General features: G+C 58.9%; 20 protein-coding genes. 8 read left to right on the forward strand and 12 right to left on the reverse strand.

Annotated elements, in window-relative coordinates:
* Positions 1 to 101: 101 nt before the first annotated feature.
* Together VD17_RS29940 and earP are read right to left on the reverse strand one after the other, a co-directional pair.
* Positions 102 to 671, reverse strand: a complete 570-nt coding sequence (locus VD17_RS29940; protein ID WP_028619992.1) for an elongation factor P — start codon at positions 669 to 671, stop codon at positions 102 to 104.
* 48 nt (positions 672 to 719) lie between these two features.
* A complete protein-coding gene (gene earP, locus VD17_RS29945) occupies positions 720 to 1,877 on the reverse strand; it encodes an elongation factor P maturation arginine rhamnosyltransferase EarP (protein ID WP_046056986.1) in 1,158 nt (385 codons plus the stop codon).
* A gap of 124 nt (positions 1,878 to 2,001) precedes the next feature.
* Between earP and VD17_RS29950 the strand changes: the two genes are divergently transcribed.
* A complete protein-coding gene (locus VD17_RS29950) occupies positions 2,002 to 2,412 on the forward strand; it encodes a hypothetical protein (protein WP_046056987.1) in 411 nt (136 codons plus the stop codon).
* A gap of 13 nt (positions 2,413 to 2,425) precedes the next feature.
* A complete protein-coding gene (locus VD17_RS29955; protein ID WP_046056988.1) occupies positions 2,426 to 2,908 on the forward strand; it encodes a GreA/GreB family elongation factor in 483 nt (160 codons plus the stop codon).
* 5 nt (positions 2,909 to 2,913) lie between these two features.
* On the opposite strand, the gene cysB is transcribed toward VD17_RS29955, so the two are convergent.
* From cysB to VD17_RS29980, 5 genes are all read right to left on the reverse strand, one after another.
* A complete protein-coding gene (gene cysB / locus VD17_RS29960) occupies positions 2,914 to 3,888 on the reverse strand; it encodes an HTH-type transcriptional regulator CysB (RefSeq protein ID WP_008148549.1) in 975 nt (324 codons plus the stop codon).
* Positions 3,889 to 4,001: 113 nt separating this feature from the next.
* Entirely contained in the window at positions 4,002 to 4,505 is a 504-nt protein-coding gene (locus tag VD17_RS29965; protein ID WP_046056989.1) for a universal stress protein, read from the reverse strand.
* Positions 4,506 to 4,599: 94 nt separating this feature from the next.
* Positions 4,600 to 5,505: a 5'-nucleotidase gene (locus VD17_RS29970; protein WP_046056990.1), complete on the reverse strand. Its 906-nt coding sequence runs from the start codon at positions 5,503 to 5,505 to the stop codon at positions 4,600 to 4,602.
* Positions 5,506 to 5,530: 25 nt separating this feature from the next.
* Complete coding sequence (locus VD17_RS29975; protein WP_046056991.1) at positions 5,531 to 6,487, reverse strand: putative 2-dehydropantoate 2-reductase; 957 nt, start codon at positions 6,485 to 6,487, stop codon at positions 5,531 to 5,533.
* Positions 6,484 to 6,870: a thioredoxin family protein gene (locus VD17_RS29980; RefSeq protein WP_046056992.1), complete on the reverse strand. Its 387-nt coding sequence runs from the start codon at positions 6,868 to 6,870 to the stop codon at positions 6,484 to 6,486. The genes VD17_RS29975 and VD17_RS29980 overlap by 4 nt, the downstream gene beginning before the upstream one ends.
* Between VD17_RS29980 and VD17_RS29985 the strand changes: the two genes are divergently transcribed.
* Entirely contained in the window at positions 6,869 to 7,312 is a 444-nt protein-coding gene (locus VD17_RS29985) for a PilZ domain-containing protein (RefSeq protein WP_046056993.1), read from the forward strand. The genes VD17_RS29980 and VD17_RS29985 overlap by 2 nt on opposite strands.
* A gap of 182 nt (positions 7,313 to 7,494) precedes the next feature.
* On the forward strand, positions 7,495 to 8,571 hold the full coding sequence (locus tag VD17_RS29990; protein WP_007899930.1) for a 3-deoxy-7-phosphoheptulonate synthase: 1,077 nt from the start codon (positions 7,495 to 7,497) through the stop codon (positions 8,569 to 8,571).
* Positions 8,572 to 8,641: 70 nt separating this feature from the next.
* Here the strand turns inward: VD17_RS29990 and VD17_RS29995 are convergent, their stop codons facing one another.
* On the reverse strand, positions 8,642 to 8,929 hold the full coding sequence (locus VD17_RS29995) for a GNAT family N-acetyltransferase (RefSeq protein WP_007973562.1): 288 nt from the start codon (positions 8,927 to 8,929) through the stop codon (positions 8,642 to 8,644).
* Positions 8,930 to 9,571: 642 nt separating this feature from the next.
* Between VD17_RS29995 and oprI the strand changes: the two genes are divergently transcribed.
* Entirely contained in the window at positions 9,572 to 9,823 is a 252-nt protein-coding gene (oprI, locus tag VD17_RS30000; RefSeq protein WP_002553018.1) for an outer membrane lipoprotei OprI, read from the forward strand.
* A gap of 124 nt (positions 9,824 to 9,947) precedes the next feature.
* On the opposite strand, the gene VD17_RS30005 is transcribed toward oprI, so the two are convergent.
* From VD17_RS30005 to VD17_RS30015, 3 genes are all read right to left on the reverse strand, one after another.
* On the reverse strand, positions 9,948 to 10,919 hold the full coding sequence (locus VD17_RS30005) for a L,D-transpeptidase family protein (protein ID WP_046056994.1): 972 nt from the start codon (positions 10,917 to 10,919) through the stop codon (positions 9,948 to 9,950).
* A gap of 102 nt (positions 10,920 to 11,021) precedes the next feature.
* The gene (locus VD17_RS30010) at positions 11,022 to 11,315 is read right to left on the reverse strand and encodes a hypothetical protein (RefSeq protein ID WP_003226812.1); all 294 of its coding nucleotides are present in this window, start codon (positions 11,313 to 11,315) and stop codon (positions 11,022 to 11,024) included.
* A gap of 56 nt (positions 11,316 to 11,371) precedes the next feature.
* Complete coding sequence (locus VD17_RS30015) at positions 11,372 to 11,977, reverse strand: arylesterase (RefSeq protein WP_033057201.1); 606 nt, start codon at positions 11,975 to 11,977, stop codon at positions 11,372 to 11,374.
* Positions 11,978 to 11,987: 10 nt separating this feature from the next.
* Here VD17_RS30015 and VD17_RS30020 point away from each other — a divergent pair, with 10 nt between their 5' ends.
* Genes VD17_RS30020 through greB form a run of 3 tightly spaced genes read left to right on the forward strand, consistent with a single transcriptional unit; the run spans position 11,988 to position 15,707 of the window.
* Complete coding sequence (locus VD17_RS30020) at positions 11,988 to 12,671, forward strand: ABC transporter ATP-binding protein (protein ID WP_033057202.1); 684 nt, start codon at positions 11,988 to 11,990, stop codon at positions 12,669 to 12,671.
* Complete coding sequence (locus VD17_RS30025; protein ID WP_046056995.1) at positions 12,671 to 15,175, forward strand: ABC transporter permease; 2,505 nt, start codon at positions 12,671 to 12,673, stop codon at positions 15,173 to 15,175. Before VD17_RS30020 ends, VD17_RS30025 begins: the two co-directional genes overlap by 1 nt.
* Positions 15,176 to 15,209: 34 nt before the next feature.
* Positions 15,210 to 15,707 (forward strand): transcription elongation factor GreB, encoded by a 498-nt coding sequence (gene greB / locus VD17_RS30030; RefSeq protein WP_046056996.1) that lies wholly within the window; start codon positions 15,210 to 15,212, stop codon positions 15,705 to 15,707.
* A gap of 18 nt (positions 15,708 to 15,725) precedes the next feature.
* Here greB and VD17_RS30035 read toward each other — a convergent pair whose 3' ends face one another.
* Positions 15,726 to 16,034, reverse strand: coding sequence for a hypothetical protein (locus VD17_RS30035; protein ID WP_046056997.1), 309 nt, complete (start codon positions 16,032 to 16,034; stop codon positions 15,726 to 15,728).
* Positions 16,035 to 16,252 lie beyond the last annotated feature (218 nt).

Below are 16,252 nucleotides of genomic sequence, written 5' to 3' on the forward strand. Positions count from 1 at the left end.
GCTTACGGCGGGACTTTCACCCACAAGATTGCGCCCATGCGGGGCGCACACAAAAAAGCCCGACTCAATGGTCGGGCTCTTTCATTCCTGAAAAACAGTGCTTATTTAGCACGGCCTTTGTAGGAACCGCCTTCGCGGGTGTCGATCTCGATCTTGTCACCGATTTCGATGAAGTCAGCAACTTGCAGCTCAGTACCGTTGCTCAGCTTGGCAGGCTTCATCACCTTGCCGGAAGTGTCGCCGCGAGCCGAACCTTCGGTGTAGTCAACTACGCGCACGATGGTGGTCGGCAGTTCTACGGAAACCAGACGCTCTTCGAAGAAGATCGCTTCGCAAACATCGGTCATGCCTTCTTCAACGAAAGGCAGAACGGCTTCGATGTCTTCAGCATTCAGCTCGTACATGGTGTAGTCGGTGGTGTCCATGAACGTGTAGGTGTCGCCGCTAATGAAGGACAGGGTCGCTTCTTTGCGGTCGAGGATTACGTCGTCCAGCTTGTCGTCGGCGCTGTAAACGATCTCGGTCTTGTAACCGGTCAGCAGGTTTTTCAGCTTGGTCTTCATGATCGCGCTGTTACGACCAGACTTGGTGAATTCAGCTTTCTGAACCAGCCAAGGATCGTTTTCGAGACGGATCACGGTACCGGGTTTCAGTTCTTTACCAGTTTTCATTGCGAATATCCGAATTTGGATGGGATTTACAAAAATCTAGGCCGCGTATCATATCCAATTTACATAAAACTGTACCAGCGCCGCGGCAAGATCTGCCTGCAAAGCCTGTTCCAGACACCACGCTTCGGCGTGTTTTTGCAGTTCTGGCCAGTGTTTTCGGGTCGATTGCCAGTGCCCGGTCATATTGTCACCCGCATTCCACGCCCGCCAAAGACCGCTGATCGCCTCGCGGGCAGGCTCCGACAGGCCTTTGGTGTACAGAGCGAGGAAGGCGTCGAGCTTGTCCAGGTGGATGTCTTCGTCCTGCTGATAGATGTGCCAGAGCAGCGGCCGGCCCGCCCATTGGGCGCGAACAAAGGAATCTTCACCGCGCACGGCGTTGAAATCGGAGCACCAGAGCAGGTGATCATATTGATCCTGTCGGACGAACGGCAGCACTTGCACGGTCAATTCACCGCGCACATGCACCGCGCCGGCCGCCAGGCCGTCCACACCGAGCCAACGTTCGACATCCCCAAGAATTCGACCTTCGGGCACCAGCAGATGAGTGGACGTCGAGTCGGCAGCCATTGCCTCGAGCCAACTGGCCAGGCCGTTGTTTTCGTAGGCAAACAGCGAGATCAACTGCGCACCTTGCGCGCGATCAATCCCTAAACCTTGCAGGAATTCTCGCTGAGCCTCGGGGTTTTGCTGAAACTGCTGACGACGCTCAAGCAATCCGCTTTCACGCAGCAAGCCACCGGTGCCCTTCTGAAACCCCGGAAAGAAGAAGAATTTTTGTACGTTCTTGTATTTCACCGACGGCAAGCCGTGGCAGCCGACGATCCAGTCCTCGGCACTCAGATAATCGAGATTCATCCACAGCGGCGGTTTTTCCCGCTCGGCCATGGCCTCCATGTAAGCACTCGGCAATTGGCAGGCGAATGCTGCGATCACTACATCAGCAGCGTCAGTGGGCTGCCAGTCGGCCGTCCACTGACGCACTTCGACGCCCTGCTGCCATTGCTGTGAGGCGTTGATGTCAATGTCCGGGCACAAGCGCTCGAAGGCCCGCAGATCATCGACCCACAAACGCACCGCCACCGAATGTTCGGCCACCAGTTGTCGGGCCAGACGCCAGGTCACGCCGATGTCACCAAAGTTGTCGACCACGGTGCAAAAAATATCCCAGCGCCAGCAGTTTTTTACTTGAGGCATTTCAGGCATTCCAGGCTCCCGTTGGCAAAGGCGCCGATTGTCCTCATAAATTACCCCGTGCAGAAGAGCCGACGGCGATTAATCTTCATGCGACAATCGCCACTTGCCCGCGACCACCCGCCAGGAGGCAGCCATGCCCTATCGCCCCAACCCGCGCCGCCCGTTGCCGATCCAGCTCAACGCCTTGCAACTGACCGGCAGCATTGCCCTGGGTGTGTGGCTGGGCTTTATCGCGATCGTGCTGACGTGCTGGCTTGCCTCCCGACTGTTGTTCAGCGAGCAGCTGGCTCCCGTGGCAGAGGCCGTGCAGCAACTGGCCAAACCACCGGTGGTGGTGCAACCGGCGCCGGACATTCCGCCGCAGAGCCCGTTATTCGAACAGTACGAAGAAAACCTGCGCAAAAACGAGCAGCAGCAAAGGCTTGATCAGGCCCGCAGCAACAACCGTAATCTGTCGAACCCCAAATGCCAGTTCTGGTTGCAACAGGACCAGACTGCACCGAGCGAAAAAAGCCGCGCCAACGTCCAGCAATTCTGCGATTGATCATGAGCTCTCTATGCACAAGCCGACCGTCCACCAACTGATTCTCGACAAGCTGCGGATCGACCTCGACATCGCCGAGCGCGCCGCGCAAACCGCTTACGAAACCGCGACCCACGAAGAAAACATCGCCGAGAACAAGTACGACACGCTAGGACTGGAGGCGTCATATCTGGCAGCCGGGCAAGCCCGACGGGTGGAGGAAATCAGGCAGTCACTGACGCTTTGCCAGAACCTTACGCTGCGACCTTATGACGATCAGCGTGGCATCGAAGTCGGTGCCCTGCTCGGTCTGGAAGACGAAAAGGGTCGTGAGCAATGGTTGTTTCTGGCCCCCGACGCGGCGGGTTTGAAGGTCGACGTGGTGGGGCAATGGATTACCGTCATCACCCCTCGTTCGCCTCTGGGCAAGAGTCTGCTGGGCAAGTTCGAAGGGGACGAGGTGGAGATTCTGGTGGCGGGTGCTCGGCAACAGTTTGCTGTTACCGAGGTCATTTAGCAGGATTAATGGACCGGCAGTTCGACGCCGTCGAACAGCTCTTCCAGTTCCTGCTTGTTGTGGCACTGGATGGCCTTGGCCATGACTTCGCGGGTCAGGTGCGGGGCGAACTTCTCGATGAAGTCGCACATGAAGCCACGCAGGAACGTGCCGCGACGGAAACCGATTTTAGTAATGCTGGATTCGAACAAGTCGCTGGCATCAAGCATGACCAGGTCGCTGTCGAGTTTGGCATCGACCGCCATTTTCGCCACGATGCCCACGCCCAGACCCAGGCGGACGTAAGTCTTGATCACGTCGGCGTCGGCGGCGGTGAACACCACTTTCGGCGTCAGGCCGCGATGGCTGAACGCTTCGTCGAGCTTCGAGCGGCCGGTGAAACCGAACACGTACGTCACGATCGGGTATTCGGCCAGAGCTTCGAGGGTCAACTTCGACAGCTTGGTCAGCGGGTGGCCCTGAGGCACGACCACGCAGCGGTTCCAGCGATAGCACGGCATCATCACCAGGTCACCGAACAGCTCCAGCGCTTCAGTGGCGATGGCGAAATCCACGGTGCCGTCAGCGGCCATTTCAGCGATCTGCATCGGCGAACCCTGGTGCATGTGCAGGGCAACGTCCGGGTATTGCTTGATGAAATTGCTGATCACCGGCGGCAACGCATATCGTGCCTGGGTGTGCGTGGTGGCGATCGACAGGGTGCCTTTCTTCTCGTTGGAGAATTCCTGGGCGATCTGCTTGATGCTTTCAACCTTGCGCAGGATCTCGCCGGCGGTGGTGATAATGCGCTCGCCGGCCGGGGTGACGCGGGTCAGGTGCTTACCGCTGCGAGCGAAAACCTCGACCCCCAATTCGTCTTCCAGCAGACGGATCTGCTTACTGATGCCCGGTTGCGACGTGTAAAGGCTTTGGGCTGTAGCGGAAACGTTGAGGTCGTGGTGCGCCACTTCCCAGATGTAGCGCAATTGTTGAAGCTTCATATGAATCCCTCAAAGCAGGTAGACGCCACGGGCATCAGCGACGGTATATAACTATATTAATGGTTTGAAGAATAAATCTAGAACTTTTTTGTCAAATTGCCACTATTCGTGTTCTAGCGATCCCCTTGGCGACGACGCTCCACCAGCGGCACCAGATAGACCGGCACCCGAGACAGTTGCAGCACCCGCGCTGCAGTCCGGCCCAAAGGTGTTTCCGCGCCAGCACCATGGCTATGACTACCTACGATCAGCAAATCCACGGAGAGTTTCTGCGCCTGGTCGAGAATCACCTGTGACGGATCGCCCTGAAGCACCCGCACCGTTTGAATCCGCTCCAGATCCTGCGCCCCCTCATCCCCCAGTTCTTCACGAAAGCTGTCGAGCACCCGCTGCTCGATATTGGCTATCACCGTATTCAGGCCCTGACTGTGAAACTCGTTCAATGCTTGCTCATCGAGGTAACTCTGAAGCACCGATTCAGCGAATAGCCCCATCGGTTCAACAGCGTGCACCACGTATAGATCGGCATTGAATGTGCGCGCCAGCGCCAAGGCATGCTGCATTACCAAAGGTGCGTACAGGCCGAGGTCAGTGGCGTACAACATAGAACGAATCATATGACCTCCTCGAGTGCCGACATGGCGGAGATTGATTCAGCTTAGCAGTGCCTTGGCGAGTACGACGTTTCGCGTAACGCGTTGAACCGTGGGCTTAAACCTTTTGCTCGTTGCTTATGCCATGCGGCACGTGGCCGGTGGCGACCACCTCGCGGGCCAACTCGCAATGACCCGCCTGATCGTCGAAAAACACGTCGGCGGCAAAGGCTTCGAGAAACGCCGACTTGGTCAGGCCGCCGAGAAACAGCGACTCGTCCAGACGAATGTCCCATTCGCGCAAGGTACGGATCACTCGCTCATGGGCCGGCGCCGATCGCGCGGTCACCAGCGCGGTGCGAATCGGACAGGCATCATCCGGGAACTCACGCTGCAACAGATTGAGGGCGGCAAGGAAGCCTTTGAACGGCCCACCGCGCAACGGCTCGCGGGCGGCTTCACGCTCGCTGGCCTGAAACGCTTCCAGACCGCCAGACTGATAGACGCGCTCCGATTCGTCGGAAAACAGCACCGCGTCACCATCGAAGGCAATGCGCAATTCATCACTGGCTGCACGGCTGGCGCCACCCGACAGAATGGTCGCGGCGGCGAACCCGGCATCCAGTGCACTGCGCACGTCTTCGGCATGCGTCGAGAGAAACAGGTCGCAGCCAAACGCCTTCAGGTATGGATAAGGACTGCGCCCGCCGACAAACGCAGCACGGGAAATCGCCAGGCCATAGTGGTGGATCGAATTGAAAACCCGCAAGCCAGTGTCGGCACTGTTGCGCGACACCAGGATCACCTCGACCCGGGCGCGGCCAAGGCTGGAATTGAGGTTGAGGAGTTTCTGCACCAGGGGAAATGCATCACCGGGCTCGAGGATTTCGTCTTCGTGTTCGATCTGATATTGCCGATAGGCTTCGACGCCGCTCGACAGATAGACCTTGTGGCTTTCGCTCAGGTCGAACAGCGCACGCGAAGAAATCGCCAGCACCAGTTTGTCGTCGATAGTCTTTGCCATGCCCTTCCCCCTCAGGATGATCGACTCAGGTGTTTCGTCGATCGATAAAACTCAAACTGCGATACAAGGCTTCGATTCGCGGCAACTCGCACCCTGCGGCCTTGGCTGCCGCCAGTGGCCGGGCGTAAATCGCCTCTAGTTCAAGCGGTCGTTTGTGCAGAAAATCGTGGTACATGCTCGGCCAATAGTCCGGCATTTTCTCGGTCACCATGAACAGATGATCGGCATAACCGGCCGGCACGTCGTGACCGCAGGCGATTGCTCCTTGGACCACTTCAGCCATCAGAGCCTTGATCAGTTCCCGACTGTCGGCATCGGCCATCAACGGCGTGGTGCTTGCCCCGAGCAGAACCGACAGACCGTTGTAAGGGATATTCCAGACCAGTTTTTGCCAGCGCGTCTGATGCAGGTTCGCCATGGCCTGGGAATCGATGCCGGCGGCGCGAAATAGCCCGGCGCCCTCCTCGACAATCGCCATGCGCGCCGGCTCATCGGCTGCAAGGCCGCTGTGATAGCCAACATTCACCGCGCCGAGCGCCTGATGGGTGATGACGCCTGGTCCCTCGCGATGAACGCAGATATAGCAGAGCCCACCGAGCACGTGCAGCGAATCAGGGAGCAACGCTCGCAGACTGTCTTCAACGTCCAGGCCATTTTGCAGCAACAACACTTTGGCATTCGGTGCCGCGGCTTGAATGATCGTCGGTGCCAGCTGCGCGTTACTGGTAGTTTTCGCGCCCACCAATAACCAGTCACAGGGCGGCATGTCTTCGGCGCTCGAATAGGCCTGAACCGGATTCAACGTCAGCGCGCCGTGCACCGCACTGTCGAGCTGCAACCCGCGCTCGGCCACCGCTGAGAATTCACTGCGCAACAGAAAATGCACATCGAAACCGGCACGCGCCAGCATCAACCCGTAGAAACCGCCGATCGCCCCGGTACCGATAATACCGATTGTCGGCTTGGTCACTGCCCCCATCATGGCAACTCCTCTGCAATTCGACTCAACGCCTGACGCACGGCTGCATTGAGCTCCGTGCCGGTCAGGCGCGATTGTAGTGCCCCGAAAAATTCACCGTCGCGCACCAAGAACAGCGCCGGCAAATAAAAAACCTGATAACGCTCGACCACCCCGCCATTGTTCCCGGCATCGATCCAGCACAGCCGATCGACGTCCAGATCGAGTCGTGGCAATTGCTCACGGGCAAAACGGCAACTGGCGCAGCCGACGCTGGTGAAAATAACCAGCGACACACCGCTCATCGCCAGCAGCCGTTGGTCGGCGTCGAAATCAGTCAGTTCCAATTCGACCACTATACTGGGTGGAACAATGTCAGATGGCCGACACATGGAGTCCGTGCTCATGGGACGTTTTATTCCTCATCCTGACGATGTACCCGTCGAATTAACGTTGCTGAAACCTGAGTGTATTTCACGACAACAGCTGCACACTATCAGCGTCGGGGGCATGGCTTGCAATTACCACCGCGCCTGGCGCCACGGTACGGCGCTGGAAGTACGCATGCCAACCTTGAACCCCGACATGCGTTTTCTGGGCTATGTAGCCTGGTGCCTGCGACGCAAACGCGGTTATCTGGTAGGCATTGCCTTTGTTGACGAACAGATGATGTTCAGTGCCCGGATGGGCGAGCAGGTGTGTCAGATCGAACGTTACTGCCGCCTGCATGACGTGCATGACGATCTGCAGGAAACCCAGGCCCTGGCCCTCGAATGGGTCCAGGAGCATGCCGACGAGTTCTCTCACGAGACGGTTCGCAGAGCATTTGCACAGGTTGTGCTGGATTAGGAAGGGCATCTTCAATGGGTTTCCCCGCGCAAACTAATTGAGAATGCCCCTTAAACCGGTGTCTGCCCATTGTCGAGCCACGGTGTAACGCGCTAAGGTTCTGCTCCCCGACGCGCTTAATTTGCTGTGCTCCGCCGCGCGGGTTCGCTGGCGGCCGGCACCCGTGACCTGACGAGTAAACGATGGCTGATTTACCGATCAACGACCTAAACGTCGCTTCCAACGAGACGCTGATCACTCCTGATCAGCTCAAGCGTGATATCCCTCTGAGCGACGCTGCCCTGCGCACTGTCACCAAGGGTCGCGAAGTCATTCGCAACATTCTTGATGGCACCGACCACCGCCTGTTTGTTGTCATCGGGCCTTGCTCGATCCACGACATCAAGGCTGCCCACGAATACGCCGAGCGCCTGAAGGCGCTTGCGGCCGAAGTGTCCGATACCCTGTATCTGGTCATGCGCGTGTATTTCGAGAAGCCACGCACCACCGTCGGCTGGAAAGGTTTGATCAACGATCCGTACCTGGACGACTCCTTCAAGATTCAGGACGGTCTGCACATCGGTCGTCAATTGTTGCTGGACCTGGCCGAGATGGGCCTGCCGACCGCAACTGAAGCCCTCGACCCGATCTCCCCGCAGTACTTGCAGGACCTGATCAGCTGGTCGGCCATCGGTGCGCGCACCACTGAATCCCAGACTCACCGTGAAATGGCCTCCGGCCTGTCCTCGGCAGTCGGCTTCAAGAACGGCACCGACGGCGGCCTGACGGTCGCTATCAACGCCCTGCAATCGGTTTCCAGCCCTCACCGCTTCCTGGGCATCAATCAGGAAGGTGGGGTGTCGATCGTCACCACCAAGGGCAATGCCTACGGTCACGTGGTACTGCGCGGTGGCAACGGCAAGCCGAACTACGATTCGGTCAGCGTCGCGCTCTGCGAGCAAGCGCTGAACAAAGCGAAGATCAAGCCGAACATCATGGTCGATTGCAGCCACGCCAACTCCAACAAGGACCCGGCCCTGCAACCGCTGGTGATGGAGAACGTTGCCAACCAGATCCTCGAAGGCAACCAGTCGATCATCGGCCTGATGGTCGAAAGTCACTTGAATTGGGGCTGCCAGGCGATCCCGAAAGACCTCGCCGACCTGCAATACGGCGTGTCGATCACCGATGCCTGCATCGACTGGACCGCCACCGAAAACACCTTGCGCAGCATGCATGCCAAGCTCAAGGACGTGCTGCCGAAACGCGATCGCAGCTGATCACTTTTCGCCGCACACAAAAACGCCGGGCTTACCCGGCGTTTTTTTATGCGTTCGATTCTGTGAAAGGTTACTGGCTCAGCTTGGCTGCATGCCGCTGATGGCGCTCCATGTAGCGTTCCACGTAGGAACACGATGGAATGACGGTATAACCCATTTCATCAGCGTACTCCAACGCCTTCTCGGTCAAGGCTGCCGCAATGCCGCGACCACGCAGCGCGTTGGGCACAAAAGTGCGATAGATATCCAGGGTCTGTTTCCCCAGATCCATATAGGTCAGGTAGGCACGATGACCGTCCACATTGGTCTCGAACTGATGACCAGCCTGGTCATGGTGGATGGACAACGCCTCGCTCATCACTACTCCTCGCGGGTCTGGAATTCTGACCCCTACCTTACCGATGTTTTTCCGGCGAAGGAACATCTACGCCACCCCGTGCCTGAATGGACACCGAGAAGAACTGCACCCATCTCGCGCAACCGAGCACGTATCAAATAGTAGGCACCTTTAGGCAGAAATGCTCAAGGTACGCTCGTCATCACGCTGGGGGGCGGGGGTGCTGCTCCGGGTTGCGCAGAGACGGCTCGACCAAGATCTCTGAAGGTCGACAGCCTGAACATTGCCGGATGTTGAGACTTAAGACGAGCGCCCTTTGTTAAAGTCACCTGAACATGGGAGAAAGATATGAGAGGCACCACGCAAAATCCGAACAAAAGTGTGGACGAATCCATCTAGACAGACTTTAGCCAAGACTCGGAAAAGAGCTGTGAGCGCACGGAACTTTTCTTCGGCGGCTCGCTCAGCTCGGGCTTCCCAGCTGGATATTTTTTAAACAACGCAGTTAAAAGTTGCTCGAAAAAGAATCAACGCCTACAATTTTTTTGGCTTCTTGCTTTACGTCAGTTTACTTACGACAAGTAATGGGTAGTATGTACGCCGGCTATTTCCTCACTCTGAGGAGACAGCTAACTTAATAGAAAGTCCTTGAAGGGGAACACGATGAACAACGTTCTGAAATTCTCTGCTCTGGCTCTGGCCGCAGTTCTGGCTACCGGTTGCAGCAGCGTATCGAAAGAAACCGAAGCACGTCTGACTGCTACTGAAGACGCAGCAGCTCGCTCCCAGGCTCGTGCAGACGAAGCTTACCGTAAAGCTGATGAAGCTCTGGCTGCTGCTCAAAAAGCACAACAGACTGCTGACGAAGCTAACGAGCGTGCTCTGCGCATGCTGGACAAAGCTAGCCGCAAGTAATAATCCTTCGGGATTGTTATCAAGCCGACCCATTTTTTGGGTCGGCTTTTTTATTGCCTGCGATTTCGTACAGGCCATAAAAAACCCGCCGATGCGGTCAGCATCGGCGGGTTCCTTTCAAGCATTACTGCAGCGGGTCGATCGGCGCATTCGTCACAATCGCCGCCGAGGAATTCGGCACTCCGATTTCCACCGGCAGACCATCTTCGGCGGCAACCACGTCGCGGACCACATCCCAGTTCATGCGCAGGTTATTGGTGATGTCCTCACGCTTGAGCATCGCGTTGATCACCGCGGTGTGTTTGTCGACCACAGAAGGGTTGCCCTTGTCGTCCAGTGGCGTGTGCGCTTCCAGGTACACCTTGCCGCCACTGACACCGAACTTGTACGGGTCGCTGATAATGCGAACAGACGTGCCTACCGGCACCATGCTCGCCATTTCCAGCACGTTGTTGTTGAACATGCGGAAGCAACCGTGGCTGGTGCGCATGCCGATGCCGAACTTCTTGTTCGAACCGTGGATCAGGTAGCCCGGCGTGCCCAGCGTGAACTTGAACGGCCCCAGCGGGTTGTCCGGGCCGGCCGGTACCACGTTCGGCAGTGGATCGCCATCGGCGGCGTGCTCGGCCTTGATCGACGCTGGAGGGGTCCAGGTCGGGTTCGGCGTCTTGGCGGTGATGCTGGTATGGGCAATCGGCGAGCCCCAACCTTCACGGCCGATACCCAGCGGGAACGTGTACACCACGTTCCGGCCTTTCGGGAAGTAATAGAGGCGGTATTCGGCCAGGTTGATGACGATGCCTTCACGCGGACCCGGCGGCAGGATGAAACGCGTCGGCAGCACTATTTCGGTACCTGCGCCCGGCAGCCATGGATCGACGCCAGGGTTGGCCGCGACCATTTCCGAATAGCCCAGATCGTAGGTGGTGCCAAGGTCCGCGAAGGTATCTTCGTACTTGGCCTTGATCACCTGGACCTGACCGACGATGTCTTCACCGGGCGGTGGCAGGGGCAGCTCCAATGCTGCTACGGGACCCGCCACACAGAGGGCGGCAAGAGACAGGTAGCGGGTGACGGCAGGAAAGCGCGGCAACATCCGGAAAATCCTTCGCATGATCGACAAGGGTATAAAAATGGAATTGTACACCGGCATCTGGAAAATCGGGGAGTTGACCGATAGCAAGCAATCTATAGGGCCTTAAAGCTCGAAACGCAGTTCCGGCCAGATTGGCGATGTGCCGCGTTTTTGCGATTCCAGAATGGCCCGACACAGCGAGCACAGGCGCTGATCCTGGAACACACGGCGATCGACGCTCGACCAGCGCGGTTGTGCTGGCAACAGGCTGCCGCACAAGGTCCGGTCCGCCGAGCCGCCCAACTCCAGTTGACGGGTCACCAGATGTACCCGCACTTCCTGGCAGGCGAACAGATCCAGCTGTTCGTCAGGCTCGATCAGTTGGTAGGCAAAAAGTGACCAGGCAGGACGCGGCATCGGGGGCTCCAAATCGGGGGCGCCACCTTAGCCGAAACACCGCCGCTAGAAAAGCGTCAAAGCAGCGGTTTAAGTGTAGGCCAGACATTTTCCAGCAACTTGTCCTGAGCCCCGGCAGCCGGGTGCAAGCCGTCGGCTTGCATCAAGTCCGGGTGACCACCCACACCGTCGAGAAAAAACGGCACCAGCGGGATCTTTTTCTCCTCGGCCAGCGTGCTGTAGACCTTCGCGAAGGCTTCGGTATAACGAACACCGTAGTTGGGTGGCAATTGCATACCGAGCAGCAGCACCTTGGCGCCACTCGCGCGGGAGCTGTCGATCATTGCTGCAAGGTTTTGTTGCAATTGCGTTGGCAGCAATCCACGCAGCCCGTCGTTACCGCCCAACTCGAGGATCACCAGCTCAGGCTTATGCTCTGCAAGCAGCGCGGGCAGGCGCGCCTGGCCTCCGGCGCTGGTGTCGCCGCTGATGGACGCATTGACCACCTTATCGTCGAAACCTTCGCGCTTGAGCCGTTGCTCGAGCAGGGAGACCCACCCCAACCGGGTATCCAGCCCGAAACCCGCGCTGATACTATCGCCAACGATCAGGACTGTACCCGCCGCTGCGTTCTGGGCCATGCACATCAAGGCCAGGCCAGTACTCAAAAACCACACACGCATCGGACTCTCCATGGGCGCAAGCATTCTCACCGCGAAGAACCTCAGCAAAGTGGTTCCCAGCGCGGAAGGTGAACTGACTATCCTGCACGAACTCAGCCTGGAACTGAACAAGGGCGACAGCCTGGCCATTGTCGGTGCCTCCGGTTCCGGCAAATCCACCCTTCTCGGCCTGCTCGCCGGCCTTGACCTGCCGAGCAGCGGTGACGTCACCCTCGCCGGGCAAGCCCTGAGCAATCTCGATGAAGACCAGCGCGCCCGTATCCGCGCCGAGCACGTCGGTTTTGTGTTTCAGTCCTTTCAGTTGCTCGACAGTCTCAACGCCCTGGAAAACGTCATGCTGCCGCTGGAACTCGATGGCCGCAAAGACGCCCGTGAACGCGCCACCGAGCTGCTGCAACGGGTCGGCCTGGGCCAGCGGCTGACCCATTCGCCTCGCCAGCTTTCGGGTGGCGAACAGCAACGCGTGGCGATTGCCCGTGCGTTTGCCGCCGAACCCGATGTACTGTTCGCCGACGAACCCACCGGCAACCTCGACAGCCACACCGGCGAGCGCATCAGCGATCTGCTGTTCGAACTCAACCAGGAACGCGGCACAACCCTGGTGCTGGTAACCCACGACGAACGCCTGGCGCATCGCTGCCGACGCCTGATCCGCCTTGAAGCCGGCCTGCTGGTCGCCCCTCTGGAGCCTTGATGGCACGCCTGCCGCTGTTGCGCCTGTTCAGTCTTGCCTTGCGCCAACTCATGCGCGACGCCCGCGCCGGTGAGTTGCGCGTGTTGTTTTTTGCCTTGCTGGTGGCCGTGGCGGCGAGTACCGCCATCGGTTACTTCGGCGCCCGCCTGAACGGCGCCATGATGCTGCGCGCCACCGAGTTTCTCGGTGCCGACTTGCTGCTTGAAGGCAGCTCTCCCGCGCGGCCCGAACAGATCAAAAGCGGCACGGAGCTGGGCCTCGAACACGCTCAAGTGGTGGAGTTCTCCAGCGTCATCGCCACTGATAATGGCATTCAGTTGTCCAGCATCAAGGCTGCCGACGACGTCTACCCATTGCGCGGCGAACTGAAAAGTGCCCCGGCGCCCTCCGCCCCGGAAGAACCCGGTGGTGGACCGAAACCCGGTGAAGCCTGGGTCGAAGCGCGACTGCTGACCGCGCTGGACCTGAAGATCGGCGACAGCATCGACGTCGGCATGCGAACCCTCAAACTGGCGCGAGTACTGACCTACGAACCGGACCGCGCCGGCAATTTCTACAGCCTGACGCCGCGGGTGCTGATCAACCTCAGCGACCTCGCCGCGACCGGCGTGGTGCAACCCGGTAGCCGGGTCAGCTACCGCGAACTCTGGCGCGGCAAAGCCGAGGCGCTGGAAACCTATCGTCAATTGATCAAACCCGGCCTGGCCGCCAACCAGCGTTTGCAGGATGCCCGCGATGGCAATAGGCAGATCGGCGGCGCCTTGGGCAAGGCCGAGCGTTACTTGAACATGGCCAGTCTGGTGGCGGTTCTGCTGTCGGGTGTGGCGGTGGCGCTATCGGCTACGCGCTTCGCCACCCGCCGATTCGATGCCAGTGCGTTGCTGCGTTGTCTGGGATTGTCCCGCCGGGAAACTATGGTGCTGTTCAGTTTGCAGCTGACGGTGCTCGGTCTGCTCGCCAGTATCAGCGGCGCCCTTATCGGCTGGTTCGCGCAGCTGGGACTGTTCGCGCTGCTGCATGATTTATTACCGACCGACGTTCCACCGGGCGGTCTGTTTCCTGCCATCGCCGGGATCGGCACCGGATTGGTGGCGCTGGCCGGTTTTGCCTTGCCGCCACTGGCGGCACTGGGTCGGGTACCGCCATTGCGGGTATTGCGCCGGGACATGCTGCCGATTCCTTCCAGCACCTGGATGGTCTACGGCGCGGCATTGGGCGCCCTCGGTCTGATCATGTGGCGCCTGAGCCTGGACCTGGTATTGACCTTCGCCCTGCTCGGTGGCGGTGTGATCGCGGCGTTGGTGCTTGGCGGCTTGCTGTTGCTGCTTCTGAAGAGCCTGCGTCGAATGCTGGCGCGTGCCTCTTTGCCATGGCGCCTCGGGCTAGGCCAATTGCTGCGTCATCCGCTGGCGGCAGCGGGGCAATCCCTCGCCTTCGGTTTGATTCTGCTGTCCATGGCGCTGATCGCATTGCTGCGCGGCGAGTTGCTGGACACCTGGCAGAACCAGCTGCCGAAAAACGCGCCCAACTATTTCGCGCTTAACATTCTGCCGGCGGACAAACAGGCGTTCATCGATCACCTGATCAAACTGTCGGCGCAATCGGCGCCGCTGTACCCGGTGGTACCGGGACGGCTGATCAGCGTCAACGGCGAGCCGGTGCAGGAAATCGTCAGCAAGGATTCGGCCGGTGATCGAGCGATCCAGCGCGACCTGAGCCTGACCTGGGCGGCAGATTTGCCGGCGGGCAACAAGCTCACGGCGGGCAACTGGTGGGGCGAACAGACGCCGGACGAAATACCCGGCGTATCGGTGGAAGGTAAAGTCGCCGAAAGCCTGAAGCTCAAGCTCGGCGATCACATGGTGTTTACCGTGGGCGGCGTCAATCGCGAAGCGAAAGTCACCAGCCTGCGGGAGATCAACTGGGATAACTTCCAGCCTAACTTCTTCATGATCTTCCAGCCCGGCACACTGAAGGATCTGCCGGCGACTTACCTGACCAGTTTTTACCTGGCGGCCGGTCATGATCAACAAATCGTGGATCTGTCCCGGGCATTCCCGGCGGTGACCATCTTGCAAGTCGAAGCCTTGCTCGAACAGCTGCGCAGCATCCTCGCCCAAGTCACCCTCGCGGTGGAATACGTGCTGTTGTTTGTGTTGGCGGCGGGGATGGCGGTGTTGTTTTCAGGCTTGCAAGCGACGCTCGATGAACGCATTCGCCAAGGCGCCTTGTTGCGAGCGCTGGGGGCCGAGCGGCAATTATTGGTCAAGGCCCGGCGAATCGAGTTCGGTTTGCTTGGGGCGGTCAGCGGGTTGTTGGCGGCGCTGGGTTCTGAGCTGGTGAGTCTGGTGCTCTACCGCTACGCCTTCGACCTGCCGTGGCACCCGCATCCGTGGTTGCTGGTATTGCCGCTGATCGGCGCGGTGTTGATCGGGGGGGCTGGCGTGTTCGGCACACGCCGCGCGCTGAACGCCAGCCCACTGACAGTCTTGCGCGAGGGTTGATAGACTCAAGCTCTCTCCACCACAAGAAGTTGCCATGAGCCGTTATCGCCCTCCCCGCACCGCTGGCACCGCGCTGATCACCCCTGAAGGTGAAGCGCGGATGCGGGCTGAGTTTCATGAGCTCTGGCATGTTCGGCGGCCGCAGGTGACACAGTCCGTCAGCGAGGCCGCGGCACAGGGCGATCGCTCGGAAAACGCTGAATACACTTATGGCAAAAAGATGCTGCGCGAGATCGACAGTCGCGTGCGTTTTCTCACCAAGCGGCTGGAAGCGCTCAAAGTCGTCAGCGAAAAACCGAGCGATCCGAACAAGGTCTATTTTGGCGCCTGGGTCACGATCGAAGACGAAGGCGGCAAAGAGTCACGCTATCGCATTGTCGGGCCGGATGAACTGGATTTGAAACTGGGCCTGATCAGCATCGATTCGCCGTTGGCGCGCGCCCTGATCGGCAAGGCGCTGGACGCTGAGGTTCGGGTCCAGACACCGACCGGTGAGCAGTGCGTGTATATCGTGGCGATCGAGTATCTCTGAGCCGCAGCGTTCAAAGCCTCAACGGCGGGTAATCAGCCCCTGTCGGGCAACGCGAGTCAATTGCTTGATCACTTCGGGGGCGTCCTCGAGGCTGGGCGATTGAATCACCGCCAGATCGAAACTGTCGCTGGCAAATCGAGCCAGCGATTCACCCTCTTCGACAAACTGGATCAGGAAGGCCGCAGGCCCACCGGTGCGACGTGGCCAGCCATCGAGATAACGCAAAAGTGTCGGCTGATGTTTGCCGCCAAGCAGGATTTTTGGATTGCGCTGGGTGAGATGTGCCGTGATCGGCGCGGGGCGTATAACGGGGCTTAGTGCATTCATTGTGTCGTGTCTCTGCCTCAAAAGTCTGCATGGCAGGTGAGAGGCAACACCGAACCAGCGCTTTAGCGGTATTTCGAAGCCTGTTTCAAGCTTCTATCGGCAACTGAATGAGTCACCTGGCGCCCCGCAAGTAGCTGTTTAAATCGGCGCATGGGCAGCATCCTAGAGAAGCTGACCGGACAGTGTCAAGAATGACGAGAATCGGCATAGGGGACGGC

It is taken from the genome of Pseudomonas fluorescens (assembly GCF_000968015.1).
Taxonomy (GTDB): Bacteria; Pseudomonadota; Gammaproteobacteria; order Pseudomonadales; family Pseudomonadaceae; genus Aquipseudomonas; species Aquipseudomonas fluorescens_W.

Bases quoted from the DNA above. Each gene is read 5' to 3' on its own strand.
- VD17_RS29940 (WP_028619992.1), bottom strand. From the start codon at position 671: ATGAAAACTGGTAAAGAACTGAAACCCGGTACCGTGATCCGTCTCGAA.
- earP (WP_046056986.1), bottom strand. From the start codon at position 1,877: ATGCCTGAAATGCCTCAAGTAAAAAACTGCTGGCGCTGGGATATTTTT.
- VD17_RS29950 (WP_046056987.1), top strand. From the start codon at position 2,002: ATGCCCTATCGCCCCAACCCGCGCCGCCCGTTGCCGATCCAGCTCAAC.
- VD17_RS29955 (WP_046056988.1), top strand. From the start codon at position 2,426: ATGCACAAGCCGACCGTCCACCAACTGATTCTCGACAAGCTGCGGATC.
- cysB (WP_008148549.1), bottom strand. From the start codon at position 3,888: ATGAAGCTTCAACAATTGCGCTACATCTGGGAAGTGGCGCACCACGAC.
- VD17_RS29965 (WP_046056989.1), bottom strand. From the start codon at position 4,505: ATGATTCGTTCTATGTTGTACGCCACTGACCTCGGCCTGTACGCACCT.
- VD17_RS29970 (WP_046056990.1), bottom strand. From the start codon at position 5,505: ATGGCAAAGACTATCGACGACAAACTGGTGCTGGCGATTTCTTCGCGT.
- VD17_RS29975 (WP_046056991.1), bottom strand. From the start codon at position 6,487: ATGATGGGGGCAGTGACCAAGCCGACAATCGGTATTATCGGTACCGGG.
- VD17_RS29985 (WP_046056993.1), top strand. From the start codon at position 6,869: ATGGGACGTTTTATTCCTCATCCTGACGATGTACCCGTCGAATTAACG.
- VD17_RS29980 (WP_046056992.1), bottom strand. From the start codon at position 6,870: ATGAGCACGGACTCCATGTGTCGGCCATCTGACATTGTTCCACCCAGT.
- VD17_RS29990 (WP_007899930.1), top strand. From the start codon at position 7,495: ATGGCTGATTTACCGATCAACGACCTAAACGTCGCTTCCAACGAGACG.
- VD17_RS29995 (WP_007973562.1), bottom strand. From the start codon at position 8,929: ATGAGCGAGGCGTTGTCCATCCACCATGACCAGGCTGGTCATCAGTTC.
- oprI (WP_002553018.1), top strand. From the start codon at position 9,572: ATGAACAACGTTCTGAAATTCTCTGCTCTGGCTCTGGCCGCAGTTCTG.
- VD17_RS30005 (WP_046056994.1), bottom strand. From the start codon at position 10,919: ATGTTGCCGCGCTTTCCTGCCGTCACCCGCTACCTGTCTCTTGCCGCC.
- VD17_RS30010 (WP_003226812.1), bottom strand. From the start codon at position 11,315: ATGCCGCGTCCTGCCTGGTCACTTTTTGCCTACCAACTGATCGAGCCT.
- VD17_RS30015 (WP_033057201.1), bottom strand. From the start codon at position 11,977: ATGCGTGTGTGGTTTTTGAGTACTGGCCTGGCCTTGATGTGCATGGCC.
- VD17_RS30020 (WP_033057202.1), top strand. From the start codon at position 11,988: ATGGGCGCAAGCATTCTCACCGCGAAGAACCTCAGCAAAGTGGTTCCC.
- VD17_RS30025 (WP_046056995.1), top strand. From the start codon at position 12,671: ATGGCACGCCTGCCGCTGTTGCGCCTGTTCAGTCTTGCCTTGCGCCAA.
- greB (WP_046056996.1), top strand. From the start codon at position 15,210: ATGAGCCGTTATCGCCCTCCCCGCACCGCTGGCACCGCGCTGATCACC.
- VD17_RS30035 (WP_046056997.1), bottom strand. From the start codon at position 16,034: ATGAATGCACTAAGCCCCGTTATACGCCCCGCGCCGATCACGGCACAT.